13 protein-coding genes and 1 pseudogene are annotated in these 17,344 nt (G+C 66.0%); 6 read left to right on the forward strand and 8 right to left on the reverse strand.

Going from position 1 to position 17,344, the window contains the following annotated elements:
• Nucleotides 1-155: 155 nt before the first annotated feature.
• A complete protein-coding gene (locus EV192_RS17985) occupies nucleotides 156-542 on the reverse strand; it encodes a hypothetical protein (RefSeq protein WP_132116627.1) in 387 nt (128 codons plus the stop codon).
• On the reverse strand, nucleotides 539-2,119 hold the full coding sequence (locus EV192_RS17990; protein ID WP_207926102.1) for an ISL3 family transposase: 1,581 nt from the start codon (nucleotides 2,117-2,119) through the stop codon (nucleotides 539-541). The genes EV192_RS17985 and EV192_RS17990 overlap by 4 nt, the downstream gene beginning before the upstream one ends.
• A 260-nt stretch (nucleotides 2,120-2,379) precedes the next feature.
• Here EV192_RS17990 and EV192_RS55810 point away from each other — a divergent pair, with 260 nt between their 5' ends.
• Nucleotides 2,380-2,637 carry a terminase gpP N-terminus-related DNA-binding protein gene (locus EV192_RS55810; protein ID WP_243726904.1) on the forward strand — a complete coding sequence of 86 codons (258 nt, stop codon included), beginning with the start codon at nucleotides 2,380-2,382 and terminating at the stop codon, nucleotides 2,635-2,637.
• Here the strand turns inward: EV192_RS55810 and EV192_RS55815 are convergent.
• Nucleotides 2,548-3,217 (reverse strand): annotated as a pseudogene (locus EV192_RS55815) (transposase); the annotation flags it as partial. The gene EV192_RS55810 and the pseudogene EV192_RS55815 overlap by 90 nt on opposite strands.
• Nucleotides 3,218-3,916: 699 nt before the next feature.
• Between EV192_RS55815 and EV192_RS18005 the strand changes: the two are divergent.
• The gene (locus tag EV192_RS18005; RefSeq protein WP_132116631.1) at nucleotides 3,917-4,861 is read left to right on the forward strand and encodes a cyclic nucleotide-binding domain-containing protein; all 945 of its coding nucleotides are present in this window, start codon (nucleotides 3,917-3,919) and stop codon (nucleotides 4,859-4,861) included.
• A 37-nt stretch (nucleotides 4,862-4,898) separates the two neighbouring features.
• Here EV192_RS18005 and EV192_RS18010 read toward each other — a convergent pair whose 3' ends face one another.
• From EV192_RS18010 to EV192_RS18030, 5 genes are all read right to left on the reverse strand, one after another.
• The gene (locus EV192_RS18010; RefSeq protein WP_132116633.1) at nucleotides 4,899-5,969 is read right to left on the reverse strand and encodes a phosphotransferase; all 1,071 of its coding nucleotides are present in this window, start codon (nucleotides 5,967-5,969) and stop codon (nucleotides 4,899-4,901) included.
• 3 nt (nucleotides 5,970-5,972) lie between these two features.
• Nucleotides 5,973-6,965, reverse strand: coding sequence for a UDP-glucuronic acid decarboxylase family protein (locus EV192_RS18015; protein WP_132116635.1), 993 nt, complete (start codon nucleotides 6,963-6,965; stop codon nucleotides 5,973-5,975).
• A 14-nt stretch (nucleotides 6,966-6,979) separates the two neighbouring features.
• Nucleotides 6,980-9,001, reverse strand: a complete 2,022-nt coding sequence (locus tag EV192_RS18020; protein WP_165960439.1) for an aminotransferase class I/II-fold pyridoxal phosphate-dependent enzyme — start codon at nucleotides 8,999-9,001, stop codon at nucleotides 6,980-6,982.
• A 36-nt stretch (nucleotides 9,002-9,037) separates the two neighbouring features.
• Nucleotides 9,038-10,210 carry an SPASM domain-containing protein gene (locus EV192_RS18025; RefSeq protein ID WP_207926103.1) on the reverse strand — a complete coding sequence of 391 codons (1,173 nt, stop codon included), beginning with the start codon at nucleotides 10,208-10,210 and terminating at the stop codon, nucleotides 9,038-9,040.
• A 120-nt stretch (nucleotides 10,211-10,330) separates the two neighbouring features.
• Nucleotides 10,331-11,749, reverse strand: coding sequence for a glycosyltransferase family 2 protein (locus EV192_RS18030; RefSeq protein WP_132116641.1), 1,419 nt, complete (start codon nucleotides 11,747-11,749; stop codon nucleotides 10,331-10,333).
• 202 nt (nucleotides 11,750-11,951) lie between these two features.
• Between EV192_RS18030 and EV192_RS18035 the strand changes: the two genes are divergently transcribed.
• Genes EV192_RS18035 through EV192_RS18050 form a run of 4 tightly spaced genes read left to right on the forward strand, consistent with a single transcriptional unit; the run spans nucleotide 11,952 to nucleotide 16,917 of the window.
• Nucleotides 11,952-13,109: a DegT/DnrJ/EryC1/StrS family aminotransferase gene (locus EV192_RS18035; protein ID WP_132116643.1), complete on the forward strand. Its 1,158-nt coding sequence runs from the start codon at nucleotides 11,952-11,954 to the stop codon at nucleotides 13,107-13,109.
• Nucleotides 13,106-14,443: a glycosyltransferase family 2 protein gene (locus EV192_RS18040; RefSeq protein WP_132116645.1), complete on the forward strand. Its 1,338-nt coding sequence runs from the start codon at nucleotides 13,106-13,108 to the stop codon at nucleotides 14,441-14,443. Before EV192_RS18035 ends, EV192_RS18040 begins: the two co-directional genes overlap by 4 nt.
• Nucleotides 14,346-15,389, forward strand: coding sequence for an aldo/keto reductase (locus EV192_RS18045; protein WP_132116647.1), 1,044 nt, complete (start codon nucleotides 14,346-14,348; stop codon nucleotides 15,387-15,389). The genes EV192_RS18040 and EV192_RS18045 overlap by 98 nt, the downstream gene beginning before the upstream one ends.
• Nucleotides 15,358-16,917, forward strand: a complete 1,560-nt coding sequence (locus tag EV192_RS18050; RefSeq protein ID WP_132116649.1) for a carbamoyltransferase C-terminal domain-containing protein — start codon at nucleotides 15,358-15,360, stop codon at nucleotides 16,915-16,917. Before EV192_RS18045 ends, EV192_RS18050 begins: the two co-directional genes overlap by 32 nt.
• Nucleotides 16,918-17,344 lie beyond the last annotated feature (427 nt).

Genomic DNA, 17,344 nt, shown 5'->3' on the forward strand with positions numbered 1-17,344 from the left:
GTAGGCGTTCCGACCGCCCCAGGAACAACCGGTCGACAAACTGGCCGGTTGCCGCGAGCGGTGCGCGAGTTGCCCTGCACGACTTTGCGCACCGCTCGCGCGGATCCGCGCCCGACACAATCGCCGGAGGTGGCGATCACGTCGGGCTGTCAGTACTACCGGACCCAGCCCCTGCTGATGTTCGTGCCGGTGCCCACCTGGGCTGACTTGTAGTTGCCCTGCCCGGTGCAGTTCCCGTACTCGTACTGCGCTCGCGCGGAGCCGCTCCTACCGCCCGCGTCGGTGGAGGTCGGTCCACCGAAGACCACGTTGACCCACTGAAGTTGCGAGCAGTTCGGCGGGCTGCTGTAGTACTCGACGAAGCCGCCCTGACTCGGCCTGAGATTGCCGCTTCCCGAGGGAAGTGCCCAGCTACCGATGTGAGTTGCCTTGCCGCTCAACGTATCGACCACATCGCCGGTCCACGTGGAACCCCAGCCGCGCATCACGGTGATCGCGTAGGTGTGGCCGTAGACGGCGTCGAACTCGTAGCCGCAACTCACGCCGGGACCGCCGTCGGCGCCGACGGAGCAGTTCGGGTCGGTAGTGGTGGTGCCGCCCTGGAAGCTGGAGAAGACACCGCGCAGCCGTTCCCGACCACTTCGACCGCTCCAGAGTTGTGCTCCATCGTGAGCCCGTTGACCACCGCGGCGCGGTCACGGGCGAGCCCAGCGGTGAACGAGTGCAAGTGCGGGAAGTCATCCGCTTCCACTGCGGCGATCCATTCGTCGAGGCGTTCGCCATGCAGACCCGTCATCATCTCCGCGAAGGACGCGACGTGGTAGGCCAATCTCGCCAGGGCCGAGCTGCGGGCCAGGACCTCGTTCAGGCGATCGCGCTCACGGTCGTCGAGATCGTCGGGATGGTGCAGCATCCATCGGGTCACGTCCCGGACCTTCGGCGCGGCAGGTGTGGCAGGCGGCGCGGCACCGACTGCCCGGAAGAGACGAAGGTAACGCTTGAGAGCTGGATAGCTGCCGGTGTACCCCTGCTCGCGGATCTCGGCCAGCAGCAACGTCGCGGTCGTGCATCCCTGGTTCCATCGCTCGCGCAGGTACGGTTTGAACCGCTCCAACGGCCCAGGACGACCATCCCGCTGCTTGACCAGCAACTCCTCAACGCTCCCGGCCCGAGCAAACCGCCGCACGGTTTTCCTATCCAACAGCAGCGACCGGGAGGTCCCGCTGACAGATTCACCCTGCGCCAACAGTTGCTGCACCGCCTGGAAATGCTCACGGATACGGACGACCACAGCGTGCGCCTCGACGCGGTCGACCTCCGCGGCGATCGCGATCTGTTCGACGTCCGGCGAGGCAGCAGAATCTGCGGCGGGCTCGGGGATATCGTGTTCAGGACCGCGCAAGTCGTGGCGATGTTGCCTGATCGTCTTCTCGACATAGCCAGCCAGCCCATGCCACAAGTGCCAGCGGTCGGCCACTTGCCGAGCATCGGGTGCACCCAGGCGCGCGCCTTCGGCATACGCGCCAGCACGATCACGACACACGATGGTCACGCCAGAGTGCGCGCGCAGCCACTCGGCGAGGCTGTCCGCAGTGCGATCGGCGAGCAGATCGATGGGGCGATGGGTGGCCATGTCGAGCAGAATGCTCCCGTAGGTGTTGCGGCGTTTGAACGCGAAGTCATCCACACCCAGCACAGTGACCGGCCCGATCGGCGGGTCAGGGATGGCGCGGACCAGGCGCAGCAACGTGTCCCGGCCGGTGACCAAACCGAGGCGACCGGCCAGTCGAGCTCCGGCGCAAGCGGCCACCGCCAGGCTGATGGATTCCAGCATCCCCCGTAGCCGCGGGCTGCGTCGCGCGTGCGCGCTGGTCACACCGTCTACCTGCTCGGCGAACGTCCTGGCCGAACATGTCTCGTTGTCGCAGAAGAACCGGCGCATCCGCAGCCACAGCACCACCGGTACTCCCGCCACCGGCACGTCGGCCACCCGACGGCCATAGCGGCTATGCACTCGGCCTGACTCGACCCCACAAAATGAACAGGCACTCACGCTCGCCTTGGCACATGCCCAGATCCGCACACCGCCCGGAGTCTGCTCGATCTTCTCGACCGTCACTCCAGCCAAGTGCGGCAACAGGTCCGCTAACCACCCATGATCACACCAAGATCATCATCGCAGACCGGTGAGGCGGCGTTCACACCGGATCCAAGGAAGTTGATCACGCAATCAGCGACAGGACCTTGATTCTCCTCAGTGCTGCTACATCAACTTCCCCAGGTGAGTGTCCACTCCGGCGTGTCGTTTGCGCTGGTCAGGGGCCTCTCGGGTGAGAGTTCGCGGTGTTGGTCACCGTGGACCGTCGCTGGAGGGGCCGGATGCTGTCTCTGGAGGAAGACGTGCAGGCGCATGCATTGCGTCAGCAGGGCTGGTCAATCTCGGCGATCGCTCGGCACCTGGGCATTGATCGCAAGACCGTTCGGGCCTACTTGTCCGGAGAACGTAAGCCGGGACGGCCTCGGCGCACGCAGCCCACGCTGATCGAGCCGTTCCTGCTCGGGCAGCTGAGCCAGCGCCAGGTCGAGTGTCTCGATGTGATCCCGTTTGTTCCACGGCGAGGCGTTTCCCGGACGTAACTGGGCGATCAGCGTCTCCCCGGTCCCGTACTGGCCGTGGTCGACGAACGTGCACATCGGCGCGAACCCGAAACCCCGCTTGTGTGTTGGCGAGGCCTGTTCCTTGTCGGAGTGCGCGGCCACCAACGTCGCGTCGATGTCCACGATCACCTGACCACCGTCGCGGCTGCCCGGACTGCCGGCCAGCGGTCGCCGCCGTGCCCACACCGCCGTCCGCGCCTGCGCCCGGGCGGAGCGGATCACCGGCAACACGGCATCGACATCGACGGCAAGCGCACTGACCAGCCGCGACACCGTCGGATCACTGGCCACTGGACCGAAGATCTCCGGCTGCGCCCTGACCACCGCTAGGTCGGCCAAACCGTCACCACCCAGCGCCACCATGGCCGCAACATCACAGACGATCTTGCCCGGATCATGCGTTGCGCGCCGGCCACGCCATGGCGCGAGGGCGACCGACAACGCCCGCTGCACTCCCGAGATCCGGACCGTCTGTCGCAACAACGCCCCCACCCGAGGACGAGACCAGCCACTCGCGCACCGGATCAACAACCAGAGTCGAACCTGAGTTACTCTTCACCAACGGAGTGCCTTCCCACACGGTGTTAGTTATGACTTCGCAATCCCAAGCATGCCGTGCAGGACAGGCACTTCCGTGCTTCTACGGGCAGGTGTCGCCCACTACTTCATGAAATGGCCGTCACTGGCACGCCGGACGCGGTCATAGTCCCGCCGTGACCCGGCTGGCATGTTCAGCCTCGGCCGCAAGTCCTACGTCACCACCCCCGCGGTACTGCGCCACCGCTGCGGCCTCCCGCTCCGGTGACCGGGTGCGACTGGCCGCGGCCAGCAGCACAGCTCCGGCCTCGGTGTCTACCCCTGGGTGGTCGAGCAGAGTCTCGCCCTGTTGGTTCCGCTGGCTCCGTATCCGCTGGGAGATCCGCAACGACATCCACGAAGCCTTCCTTCGCCTTGCATGCGCAATCATCTGCGGGCGACGTCTCCGAAACCTCTCACTCTGTTAGGAGTTCTAAGGCTGAGGCGGCTGCCCGCCTGATCCTGCCGGATGTGAGGCCACAGTTCCGGCACGCTGCCCGCGAACACAAGCAGGCTGATCTCCGTCGCGGTGTGGAAGCTCAGCCCGAGACAGGACGCCGATCGGGTTCACCAGCACGCGCTACAGCTCAGCGCCTGGGAGTCTGTCGACAACGGTCGGCGGCTGCTCCACGCGAGTGACCACCCTGTTCGCAGGCTGGCCGGCTCACCAGCATTGGGGGCCATGGGCGCCCGTGAGTCACTTCAGCAGATCGGTCAGTCACGGTCGTTCACGCGTGGACAACACCTGATACGTCCAGGCGCACCCAGCGACGACGTGCTGCTGATCGAGTCTGGCGCAGTCAAAGTTGTGCTGGGCGCGGCGAACGGGGCGGAGTCGATTCTCGGGTTCTACGGCGCGGGCGAGCTGATCGGCGAGATGGGCGTGATGAGCGGCCAGCCCCGCAGCGCGAGCGTGATCGCGCACGTCGACGGATCCGCCCTTCACGTCCCTGCCAAGGCGTTCCGGCACCTGATGGAGACCGACCGGCAGGTGCTGCTGCTGGTCAACGACACCCTGGAACGCCGGGTGCGGTCCGCGGACCACCGGACGCTCGCGATCGCGTCCCGGGACGTGCGCACCCGAGTGGGCGCCCAATTGATGACATGGGGCCGTACCTGCGGACTCCACACTAAGGACGGTCTGTTGATCCACGCACAGGTACAGATCAAGTACACGACGGAGACACTCGGCTATCCCGTATGGGGTATGTCACCGTCCAGCACCGCTGACGACACCGGAGGCTACGGCGGCTTCGCAGCCGCGGGCCTCGCCTTGCCTGTGGGGCAGCGTCTCGCCCAGTGCTCGACGTGCGCCACCGAGACGACGGCCACCCCGCACGCGTCGTTCCTCGCTCTTTCCGTTCTGCCGCAACAGGCGTACGCGAACATCCAGCGGCTGCGGACACTCTATCCGGACATCTACACCCACGACGGCGGTTTCTACGACGCCGTCAACCCGGTGACCGGGTCGGTCGGCCATCGCCGGCTCGTGCTCGACCAGTCGATGATCATGGCTGCCCTGGACAACGCCCTGAACGACAACGCGCCGCAACGGCACTTCGCCAAGGACGCCACGTCCTGGGCGGCGCACACGTACCTTTCCATGGAGACGATGTCCAGCCACTGACACGCGCGCAGGATCTTACGAGTGGGACAGAGCGGCCCTATCGGCCGGCCAGCTCGGCCAGGCTGGTGAGGAGTTGCGGGGTGGGTAGGCGATTCAGTCCTTGTGTCACCTGCCGGTTGGCGAAGTCCAGGTGTTCGGCGCTGGCGGAGCTCGCTCTTATCGTGTCCGCCCAGACGTGGATGTAGTTGAGTGAGGTCGCCAGATGGGTGCCGAACGAGTGTGTTCCGGTGATGGATGCTTGCCCGCCCGCGGCGCGGTACGCCTTGACCGTGGCCAGTACTGCCGCGTCGTTCGGGCGACCATTGTGGACGTGCCAGGCCATCAGCGCCGACGCCAGCTCGCGCTCCGCCGAGCCGTTGCCGGTGTTGTCCCAGTCGAGCAGGACGAGCTCCTGGTTGTCGTTGAGGAGGACATTCGAGGGGTGCAGGTCGAGGTGGCAGGTGATGAGCTCGTCCGTCGCAACGGGCGTGACCAGGATGGAAAGCTCGTCGACGAGTGGCAGGGCTTGAGCCAGCTGGGGGGCCCAGACTGCCTGTGCGGTGGTGGCGTCACGTGCGAGTTGTCGCCACTCCTGGCTGGATGGGCAGCGGTCGAACCAGTGGTCGTGTGGACCTGTGGCCGGGTAGTGGAGGACGTGCATTTGCGCGAGGGTGCGTCCGACCCAGCTCGCGGCGTTTGACGGGGTCGTGATGGGGTGCCCGTCCACCCAGGTGTACAGCCGTACCAGCACGTTGCCCAGGCGGGTGAGGTAGGAGCCGTCGACATTGGGGATGCTTGCGGGTGACCGGACACCGTTGCGAACGGTGGCGTTGCGGAACGCCACCTCGTGTGGGATGGCTTCTGGGCGCACATCATGTTCCCAGAACAGTTCTTTGACCGCATAACGCGTGTCAGTGGTGTCCAACCGCCAAATCCGTCCGTTGGCGCCGCGTACTGTTGGTGTCAGTCGCGCATGTCGCGTTGGAAAGCCGTATCGCCGACAGAGGTGGTCCACTGTCTCCGCAGTAGCCGTCAGTTCGGCAGAGCACACAGGGATCGACCTCCACAGACCACGGCGAGCACAGTCACTACACGGTAGTGACTGTGCACCACGGCGTCGAAGCCACACGCGCTAGCGGATCGGGTGACCTTGAGCCTGCGGAGTGAATATTGGCGAAGCGGTCGTCGTCGATCGTTGGCGGAACCAGCTGATGGTTCTGTTGAGGGCCTCGTCGATCGGGGTGTCGGGCTGCCAACCCAGCGCGACCTTGGCGCGGGTGATATCGGGTCTCCGTCGACGCGGGTCGTCTTCGGGCAGCGGGATGAACGTGATCGGGGAGGTGGAGTCGGCCAGGTGGCGAATCCTCCTGGCGAGTTCGAGTATGGTCAGCTCGTGGGGATTGCCGAGGTTGACCGGTGTGGCGATGGTGGAGCGCATGTAGCTGAGCACTCCGCTGACCAGATCGTCGACGTAGCAGATTGACCGGGTTTGGGTGCCGTCGCCGGTGACGGTGATGGGCTGACCCGTCACCGCCTGAGCGATGAACGTGGGGATCGCTCGACCGTCGTTCGGGTGCATCCGCGGGCCGAAAGTGTTGAAAATCCGTACGATTCCGCAATCCGTGCCGTAGGTTCGCCGGTAGGCGGTGGTGGCGGCCTCGGCGAACCTTTTGGCTTCGTCGTAGACGCTCCGCGGGCCGATCGGGTTGACGTTGCCCCAGTAGGTCTCCTTCTGCGGATGGACGTGGGGGTCGCCATACACTTCCGAGGTCGAGGCGAGGACGAAGCGCGCCTGGGTGTGGCGGGCCAGCTCGAGAGCCTGAAAAGTGCCTCGTGAGCCCGCCTGCAGTGTCTGGATCGGACAGCGCAGATAATCGGCCGGGGAAGCTGGGGAGGCGAAGTGCAGCACGGCGTCAAGGTGCGGCCTGGCGATGTCCAGTGGCTCGCTGACATCGTGGCGCATGAGGTGGAAGGCAGGATCGTCGACCAGGTGGTCGACGTTGTGCGGCGATCCGGTGAGGAAATTGTCCACGCACCACACGTGGATGCCCTGGGCGAGCAGGCGTTCGCATATGTGCGAGCCGAGGAAGCCGGCACCCCCCGTCACGACGACCGTTTTCGGCATGGTGTTCTCCTTGCCTAACCGGTGGGAATTGTCCGGCTGTGTGCGGGCGTCGTGGCGTATTCCGGTGTGGACATACCGCCGAGACGGTAACGGAGGGTTGGCCGCTCCGTGCAGGCGACGGGCACGCCGAGGGCGATCAACTGCTCGAGCAGGCGATCGTCCTCGCCGACGCGGGCGGCGACCTCGCCGGGGGTTCTGGTGAGCCGCTGTTCGAGCGTCTGCAGAAGTGACCTGTCGAACAGCCATTCGCCGATGTCGACCATGGCAGGGCGATGGGATCCGCGATCCCAGGTCACCCTGTCGCGCACGACCGCGCTGTCGCGTGCCATGATCCCACCTCGGATGAGTTCCTCGAACCGTTCGGTGGCGGCGGGGCCGGGGGCCAGCCATGGGAACCGGTCCACCTTGGTCGGTGTCCCGTCACGGTCCAGCAGCCGGCGCCAGGAGTGCGCTGCGGGGAAGCCTTGTTCCACGTGCCGGAGCAAGGACTCGAGGTGGTCGGTTTCCCATTCGTTGTCGTCGTCGAGGAAAGCCACATAGTCGCCCTCGCACAGTTGCACGGCCAGTTTTCGCAGTGTGGCCAGGCGCTCGAAGGGTGTGGTGGGCAGCAGCGACGCGTCGGTCACCCGGATCGTGCGGGTGTTCAGACCGAACGTCGTGTCGAGGACGGGTAGGTCACCCCCGTCGACCCAGATCGTGACCGTCACCGCGGCGGATGTGTCCTGCCTCGCCACGCTGGCCAAGGCCCCGTCGAGTCCTTCTTGGTCGGTACCGCGCGTGACGATGACGACGTCGACCGTGCGTCGAGAACCAGCTGACGGGCCGTGGTGGACCTGGTGCTGAGCCGCGGGCATCGGGCGAAGCGTGCCGGCGAGCGCGTGCAGCGTGCTCTCGTCGCCGAGGAAGACGTGGTGCGGTACGACGACGGTGTTCTCATGCCAGTACCGGGACTGGGGGAAGTCGCCGTGCTCGGTGTTGGCGAACGCGGCGTACTGCGCGATCGTTCCTGGTCGATATAACGGGCCCTCGGGTACGGGCGGGTATACCTGGTCGAGCACCAGACCGAGTCGCCGCTCAACCTGCTCGATCACCCGTTGCGGTGAACCGGCTCCGTCTGGGATGCGCAACACCAGGCCGTAGAAGCCGCCCGAGTGGATGGCGTGCTGGTCCGCGGCCGTGGTCCACGACGACCCGCTCAGCTCGTTGACCAACGTCTGCGCCCCGTGACTGCGGGTGGCCAACTGGGCGGGCAAGCGCTCGATCTGATCCAGCAACAACGCCGCGCTGAGTTCTGGCAGCGCGTGGTTGGCGCCATGCAGCAACAGCGCGGGCTCCAGTTCGGTCGACGCGGTCGGCGAAACGATGTGGGCTCGACGCCGGGAGTCCATCACCAACGACTCGAGCCGCCCGGCCATGGCGTCATCGTCAGTCAGGACCGCGCCTCCCTCACCGCATGTCAGCACCTTGGTCGCTTGCAAGCTGATGATCGTCAGATCCCCCAGCGTGCCGATTCGGTCTCCGGCCCGCGTCACCCCCTGGTGATTGTGTGACGCGTCCTCGATGATGGGGACGCCGGGAAAGCGTGCCCGGGCGGCGGCGACGTCGAAGTACTGCGCGTACAGGTGAATGGCGAGGATCGCGGCGGGCGGCGCCGCCAGGTCCGGGACCGGGCCGCACGGGGAGTCGGCGGTGGCGTCGAAGTACCTCGGTTCGGCACCAACCCGGAACACCGCCGTGGCGCAACTCACCCAGGTGGTCGCGGGCATCAAGACGACATCACCGGGGCCGATGCCGAGAGCATGGAGCGCCACGACGATGGCGCTGGAGCCGTTCGTGGTGAGCACGGCATGGCGGCGCCCGAGCGCCTGCGCGAGGCAAGCCGCGGCCAAAGCGCCGCGGCTCGGCCACCTGCTCTTCGCTCCGCTGACCGCCAGCCTTCCACTGAGCAGTGCGGACATCACATGCCGGTAGGACTGAATGTCGGTGCTGGGCCAGGCGGGACAGCCACGCGTGCGGTCCGCCGGTGCTCCGGCCATGGGAGGTCTCCTTCTGGTGCCGTCCATCCGACCCCGCTACCCGGCGGACGTGCCGCCGAGTCGTTTCGTGCGTCGATCGAGGGGAAGCATGGGAAGCAGTCGCCGTCCTTGCGGTGCGGACGCCGGGACGTCGTGGGCCCCGACCGCGGGACAGGTCGCCGTGGTCAGCCTGACCACATGCTCGCCATAGGGCGGATAGGTGCGGTCGTCAACGTCGACGTAGCGGTTTCGATAGCACCAGTTGCATTCCTCGAAGCGCGCGCTGAGCTGCTGCTCCCAATGCACGTGTTCGGCCCGCAGGCGCTGGTACGCCGCGCCGTTCCAGATGTCCTGGAACGATGTCGTGGTCAGGTCACCGAGCAGATAGCCGCTGGCCGGACTGCCGATGAGGTGATCGCAGAAGCCCACCTGCCCGCGGTAGTTGATGTAGCAGTACATCCACGGATGGGTGCATCGCTTGGCCGCGTGCGTCTGGTCGGCCCATGACTCGTCCAGTGCCGCGTCGAGCTGGATCGTCACCCCCCGTTCGGCGGCGACCTGTGTCGCGTCTCGAAGGGCGCGGGCCAGCGGCGGGCGATGGCGGGACAGATGATCCGGGGATTCCTCGGCCACCGTCAGTGGGTTCAGTTGGATATGGCTCAGGCCGAGATCGGCGGCAATGCGCACGATGTCCGGGAGCTCCGGGATAGCCTGCGGTTGCACGACGACGTTGAGCCTGATCGTGTCGACGGGCACACCACTGCGACGGGCTTCGTCGACCATGACCTCGAGATTGCGGAGTACGACGGCCAACTTGGCGCCACGACGGAGCGTTGCGAAGGTGTCCGCTCGGGCGGCGTCGAACGAGACCAGGATCAGCGCGTGGTGGCGCACCAGCCTGCGCCAGAGGGCTTCGTTGGGCACGGTGAGGTTGGTGACCAGTCGGATGCGGCAGCCCGCCTCGATCGTCCGGTCGACCGCCTGCGGGAACGTCTTCAGGATGGTGCTTTCGCCCCAGCCGCGGAGATCGACGATCTCCGCCGCTGGAAACAGGTCGGCCACGACCCGGTCGAAGATCTCCTGGCTCATGTTCTTCGACCGGTCGTACGGTCCGGCGGCCCGGCACATCGGGCAGGACAAGTTGCAGTTTTCGGTCAGCTCAAGGAACAACACGCGGGGCATACTGCGCAGCTGGGTGGCACCTGCCTCGAACTCCCGAATGTTCAGCAAGCGATTTGACGCTCGTTTCTCCTGGTGCGGACGAGTTTGAGTGGTGGGGTGAGGTGTCATTCTCGCCGTCCCTTTGAGCCGTCGAGTCGCGCGGCTCGTCGTGTCACATACCGGGGTGAATCAACTCAACACCTCGCTGAAGGGCCGGACAGGCCAGGGAAGGAGGCGGACGTCCAGTGCTCTGTCAGCCATGTGAGCTGCCTGATCGAAGCGCTCGAAGTGGAACTGATGTAGTTCTCGCCGGAGCGGGAAGCTGAATTCCCAGAAGGGCTGGCCCGCATCGTGCAGTACGGCCGCGAGATCCGCCGCGGATGAACCGCGTGCGTGTTCGGCGGGTGAGTCGAGCATGATCGTCCGTCGTCCGCATCGAACTGCTTCGTCGAGTACGCGGCATAGTGTCGGCACCGGAAGTAGCCGCCAGTATTTCGTGATCAGCACGAGGTCGAATGTGTTGTCGTCGAACGGGAGCCGCGTGCCCATCAGTGGCATGTGATCGGGCGAACCAGGATCCGGCTGGACCGGACCGATGATCCGCGCGGGTGGCGGCAGCTCGGTCGGCCAACTTCCGGCCGCCCCGATGACCGCGACCCGCGAGGTTTCCCGCAGCAGGTCACGCACCGCGGGCAGCGACGACAGTTCGGCGCAGTCGATCGTCGCGGGGTCGAGGTTGGCGGCGAAGCGTCGGAGCGCGGGCCACACTGTGCGGGCCTTGCCGATGCCGTAACTGCAGACGGCTTCGACTTCCAGCCGTGGGTGCCGCCGCAGCATAAGGTGGTCGTTGCGGCGGTCGCGGATGAGGTCACCCAGCCGGTCACGGTCATGGGGTTGGTGAAAGGCTTGTGCTTCCGGCAGGAAAACGGTGGGCACGCCGTGGTCGCGCAGGCGAAGCGCGAACTCCATGTCTTCCACGCCCTTGCCGGGGAACTGCTCGCAGAATCCGCCGACACGATGGAAATCATCGCGGCGGACACTGACGTTCTGCGTCCAGAAGAACGCCCAGTCGGTGTCCTCCGGGCGGCCGTTGAGCTCCGTTGCCCGGTCATCGCTGAGGCGCGGATCCGACCGCGCCCGTGCCATCAACTCGACCGGATCGTGCAGCGGCCACGGATCCCCCATCAGAAGCGACCACGCCGACGGGGTCAGTTCCCTGGCGAAGGTGTTGCCGCACGCGGCGACACTGGACTCGTGCTGCGCGGCGAGATGCGCCGCCAACAGATCCGGGGCGGCGACACAGTCGGCGTCGAGGAACACCAGTACCGAACCAATGGCCTGGGCGGCGCCGAGATTGCGGGCCGCTCCGGCCGAGCCACCGGTGCGTCGCCGCAGGGTCGTGCACCGAGGCACCCTGTCGATGACCTCAGCCGATTCCCGCAGTACGTCGTGTGGTGAGGCGTCGTCGACCACGATCACCTCGTACCGATCTGGTTCCACGGTTTGCGAACACAATGCCGAGAGGGTGAAGCGCAGTTGCGGCCCCATGTTGTACACCGGAATGACCACGGACACATCCAGCCGTGAAACCCCCGAATGATGGTCCACAACGAGGTCCTTTCATCAAAGGCCCACGAGCGGCGGCCAACGACCGCTCCACCATCGCATAGTACTGATCAAAACATGCAACGTAATGCGCTGTTGGTGTGACAGGCGCGGGTACCCAAGATGTCGACCGGTCGTTACCCATTTGCATGATTGCCGCTTGCCTGCGGCTTCGCTACGCTAAGGTGAGCCCCGGGGAGAATCGATGGTATCCGTGCGCGCGAAACCTTTTCCCGTATGGCCGCAGCTTGGTCATGAGGAAGCCGCGGCAGCGACCAGGGTCATCCTGGCCAACGAGCTTTCCCAGAATTCCGCCCATCATGTCGCCGAATTCGAATCCACCTTCGCCGCGTATCACGGCGTACCGCACGCGGTTGCCGTCAACACCGGCACCAGCGCTATTCACGTCGCCCTTGCCGCATTGGGTGTAGGGCCGGGCGATGAAGTACTGGTGCCCGCCTATACCTTTGTCGGATCGGCCACTCCGATCACATATCTCGGCGCTCGGCCTGTTTTTGTCGACGTAGATCTCGGCACGTACTGCATGGATCCGGTCGACGCCGAATCGAAGGTCACGAACCGGACGCGCGCGATCATCGCCGTGCACCTCAACGGCCACCCGGCGCCGCTGGTCGAGTTGCGGAAGATGACGCACCGGTTCGATCTCGCGCTGGTCGAAGACGCCGCTCAAGCCCATGGCGCGCGGTGCGACGAGAGACTGGTCGGAACCATCGGTGATGTCGGCTGCTTCAGTTTCTGGCACGACAAGACGATGACCACCGGCGGTGAAGGCGGGATGGTGCTGACGCACAGCGCGGAGCTGAGCCGACGGATGCGGTCGCTGCGTGACCACGGAATGCGGCCGGCTGGACAACCCGGCTTGTACCACCACGCCGAACTGGGCTTCAACTATCGCCTCACCTCGATACAGGCCGCCATCGGCACTGTGCAGGTGGGCAAACTCGACGCCTATGTCGCCGCCCGGCAGGCCAACGCCGACTGGCTCACCCGAGCACTCGCCGAGGTGCCCGACGTCGCCGCCCCGCGAACAGCGTCGAACTGCCGGCCCGCTCCGTGGAAGTACGTGTGCAGGCTGGGTACCGACACGGTCAGCCTCGACGCGGCGGCCTTCGTGACCGCGTTGCGCGACGAAGGAATCCCGGCCCAACGCCGGTACCCGATCCCGCTGACCCACCAGCCGATCTTCGCGAACCCGGCCACGCCGCACTGCCCCCGAGCCGATCTCTGCGCGCGAACCGCGTTCAGCCTGCCGGTCCATCCCGCCGTCAGCCAGGAGGACCTCCAGGACTGCGTCACCGCGATCACCAAGGTTCGCGCGTCCCTTCTGGGGACAGGATCATGACAGCCACACCCGACATCGCGGTGATCGTCCTGTGCCGCGGTGACGAATCCGCCCGCCTGGCCGACACGGTCAACAGCATCGCCTCCCAGAACGTGGCGCCTGGAGAACACGTGGTGGTCCAACCCGACGGCGGTGCACCACCGGGCTGGACAGTCGTCCATGGAAACGGGACGCATCCAGCGGATGCGCTGGACACCGCGTTCAGCGCAACGCGCGCCCCGTGGGCTATCGTCACTCGCGCGGGCCAGGTCCTACCGCCGCAGTATGTTGCCATCACCGCGAACCTGATCCGTACAGCGCCAGACGTTGTCGGCCTGCTACACCACGCCGACTCGGCGTCGGACTATTGGTTGCTGCGAACGGCCAACGACGTCGACCTCTCCACGGCCGTGTGGCGCCGCATCGCCGTTGAGGTCGCGGGCGGCTGGCCACACCGCTGCGCCGAGCTGCTGCACTACGCGCTCGCCCTGGACGTGACGGCTGCCGGATGGCAGGCGGTTCAACACAACGCGCGGCTCAGCACTGGCCCCGGTGATCTCGACCCACGTCACGATCTGTGGCACGCGCGTTCCCTGGGGATCGTGTCCCTTCTTGCCGGACGGCACTCGACGTCAGCGCGGTGGGAGCACTTTTTGCTCAACGCCGAGCTGCCCGCGAAGACCGCCTTGTATGTCGTGGACAACAGCGGCAGCCGGGAGTTCACCGCGCACGTCTACGCCGCCTGCGAGCGCATCGCTGTCGCCCGTGGCCTGAACCATGTCGACGTCGGCGTCACCGGACAGCCCTACCAGATGACACCAGGGCAGTCGTATCTCGACCGCGGTCGCAACGTTCACGTCGCTGGCCTGTACTCGTCGGTGTTCCCGCGCGTCCGTGAGGACCTGGTGCTGACCCTGGAGGACGACATCGCACCGCCCCTGTCAGCGGTACGCCTGCTCGGCGATGAGTTCGCGGACCCGCGTTCACGGCCTCTTGGGGCGATCTCGGCCATCTGGGACCGGGTCGCGAGCGACTACATCTGCGGCGGCCGGGACGACGGCGGATGGGGCTCGCCGATCCGGTGGGACGAGGTGCCGAGGGAGCCGATGGACGTGGGATGCGTGGGCGGCGCCTGCACCATGTGGGCCAATGCCGTCCTGTCACGGCAACCGGTGACCGTCCACTGGGAAACGGAACTCGGCTGGGACGGGGTGCTGTGCACCGCGATGCGACAGCACGGCTATCGAGTGCGGGTTCATGGCGGCGTGCGGTGTGTCCACCACACCGGCGGCAACGCTCGAACGACACGGCAGGCCAGCGAGCCCACGCCCACCGATCACGCACACGAGAGCTGACAAGACCGTGAAGTACGGTTCGATACAAGGAATTCGCCGAGATATCTCCCGCATCGTGCTTGGCACCTCGGGGATGCGCTCGTACGAACAGGCCGCACCGCTGCTGGATTCGTACGCGGCGCAGGGCGGCACATGCTTGGACACCGCGTTCGTATATGGCCAGGGTCTCTGCGAAACCGTTGTGGGACAATGGCTACGAAAGAACTCGTCCGTTCCCGTGCTGGTCGGGAAAGGTGCGCACCCGCCTCGCTGTGACCCGGAGAGCGTGGCTGAGGAACTGTCGGTATCCCTCGACAGGCTCGGCGTCGATCGCATCGACATCTACCTGGTGCACCGCGACAACCCGCAAGTGCCGGTCAGTGAATGGGTCGAGGCCCTCGAGGCCCAAGTCGCGGCAGGCCGAATCAGCGCTTACGGCGGTTCGAACTGGTCAACCACCAGGCTCCGGGCGGTCAACGCGTACGCGCGCGCCGCCGCAGCCGCGGGCTTTGTCGCCCTGAGTAACCACTTCTCGCTCGCCCAGATGGCCGAACCGCTGTACCCGGGATGCGTGGCGTTCGACGAGGACGACGTCGTGACCCTCGGCCAAAGCGGGGTCGCATTGCTGCCCTGGGCGAGCCAGGCACGAGGATTCTTCTCGGACACCGACCCCGGGCTGCTCGATCCGAACATGCGCCGCTGCTGGGATACCGAGCGCAACCGGCAGCGCCGCCGCCGCGCCGAGGCCACCGCGACGGCGACCGGCACCCGGACCATCAACATCGCGCTGGCATTCGTCCTCGCGCAGCCAGCGTCCATGTTCCCGGTGATCGGCCCCCGCACCGAGACAGAACTACGCGTCGCGCTCAAGGCGCTGGACGTCGAACTGTCCCCAGACGTGGTGCGGTGGCTGGTTCGTGACGGAGGAATACACCATGCGCATCTTGGGAATGAAGCCGGACCATGACGGCTCCATCGCGTTCGCCAGGGGAAACGACCTCGTTTTCTCATTGGAAGGCGAAAAGGGATCATTCGAACGGTACCGCGACCTGTCGGCACTGACGCTCGCGGATGCGGCGCTCCTGGCAGACGAGCCGCCCGACGTCCTGGCCGTGGGCGGCTGGGACAAGCATCTTCCCGGCCATTACGGCAAGGCCGCCGCCGGATACTTCGGTCTGGACGCGGTCGAGGTGAGCGAGGCGAAGTTCTTCGGCCGGCCAGTCACGTTCTTCTCCTCGTCCCATGAGCGCTCACACATCTTCATGAGCGCGGCGTTGAGCCCTGAAGCACCCATCGAGGAATGTGTGATACTTGTGTGGGAAGGAGTTCTCGGAGCCTTCTATCACTGGCGGAAGCACGGAAAGAAGATCATCAAGCGGCACGTGTTGACCGAGCCGGGAGCCCGGTACGCGGCACTGTTCGGCCTCGCGGATCCAACGTTTCTCGACCGCAGAGATCCGCGGTTCGAAGACGCCGGCAAACTCATGGCACTGGCCGCGTACGGTGACGCGGCGAAGGTCTCGCGTCCAGCCGCCGCGACCATCGAAGCCTTGTTGACCTGTCGGACGGTGTACCCGTTCGACAAGAAGAACTTCGCGGACTCGCCGCTACACGATTGTGGCCTTGACGACCCGACCCTGCACAACGCGGCACAGTACCTGAGCGACCGGCTGTTCGACATATTCCACCGGGTCGCGGAAGCCGAGTTCTCCCAAGGGTTGCCGCTGCTCGTCTCGGGCGGCTGCGGTCTGAACTGCGAGTGGAACAAGCGCTGGGTCGACAGCGGCCTGTTCTCGTCCGTCTTCGTGCCGCCCTGTACCAACGACTCGGGCTCCGCCATCGGCACGGTCGCGGATGCCATGTCCCACCTCGGCAACCCGTGCAAGCTCGACTGGTCGGTGTACGCGGGAACGCCGTTCCGCCACGACAGCATCCCCGACCCGACTCGGTGGGCGGCGCAACCGGTCGATCTGACCGCGGTGGCGCGGCTACTGGCCCACAACGAAGTCCTGGCCTGGGTCCAGGGACGTTACGAGATCGGCCCACGCGCCCTGGGGCACCGATCCCTTCTCGCCTCTCCCCTGGCGGCGCGAAGCCGGACAACCTTGAACACCATCAAAGAGCGCGAACCGTACCGCCCCATCGCCCCGTGCTGCCTCAGCGACGAACTCGACAAATGGTTCGACGACGCGATCGCGGACCCCTACATGCTCTACTTCTCGCGGGTGACGACCGATGCGCTGCCCGCGATCACCCACGTCGACCAGACCGCGCGTGTCCAAACAGTGTTCCCGGACGACGAGTCCTCACTCGCCCCGCTGCTGTCCGCGTTCCGCAAGCAAACCGGCTACGGCGTCCTGTGCAACACATCCTTGAACTTCAAAGGCCACGGATTCATCAACGACATGTCCGACCTACTCGCATACTGCGAGCTCAAGAAAATCAACAACGCCGTCCTGGACGACACCTGGTACACCCGTGTCAGTTACAAGTGAAATCGCGGCCATGACAGGCGCCGTGACAGCGCGATCCACCGCGGCGGCCACCACAACCAGCGCGACGCCGCCGACCAACCACGGCATCGAGGGCACCGCGATCGCCGGACTGCTCATCATGGCCACCATTTCCGCCGCACAGCCGACAGCGGTACTAATCTGCCGCCTCTGGGGAGCGCGAACAAGCCCACGTGGTGTGGCGGGAGGCGATCGAGTCGTATCGGCAGCAAGGCCGTGATCAAGACGCCGACCGGGTACAGCGACAACTCGACAACCTCGACGCGCACAACGACGACAACCACCCACCACCAGCCGCCGCATCCGCCAAGTAGGCCCGGACAAACCCGCCCGCCGCCGTCCGGACCCATTTGGCGGACCGCAGGTCGGCAGCCCGCACCTCCACCATCTTCGAACCGGATGTCGTTCG

It is taken from the genome of Actinocrispum wychmicini (assembly GCF_004345645.1).
GTDB lineage: Bacteria > Actinomycetota > Actinomycetes > Mycobacteriales > Pseudonocardiaceae > Kibdelosporangium > Kibdelosporangium wychmicini.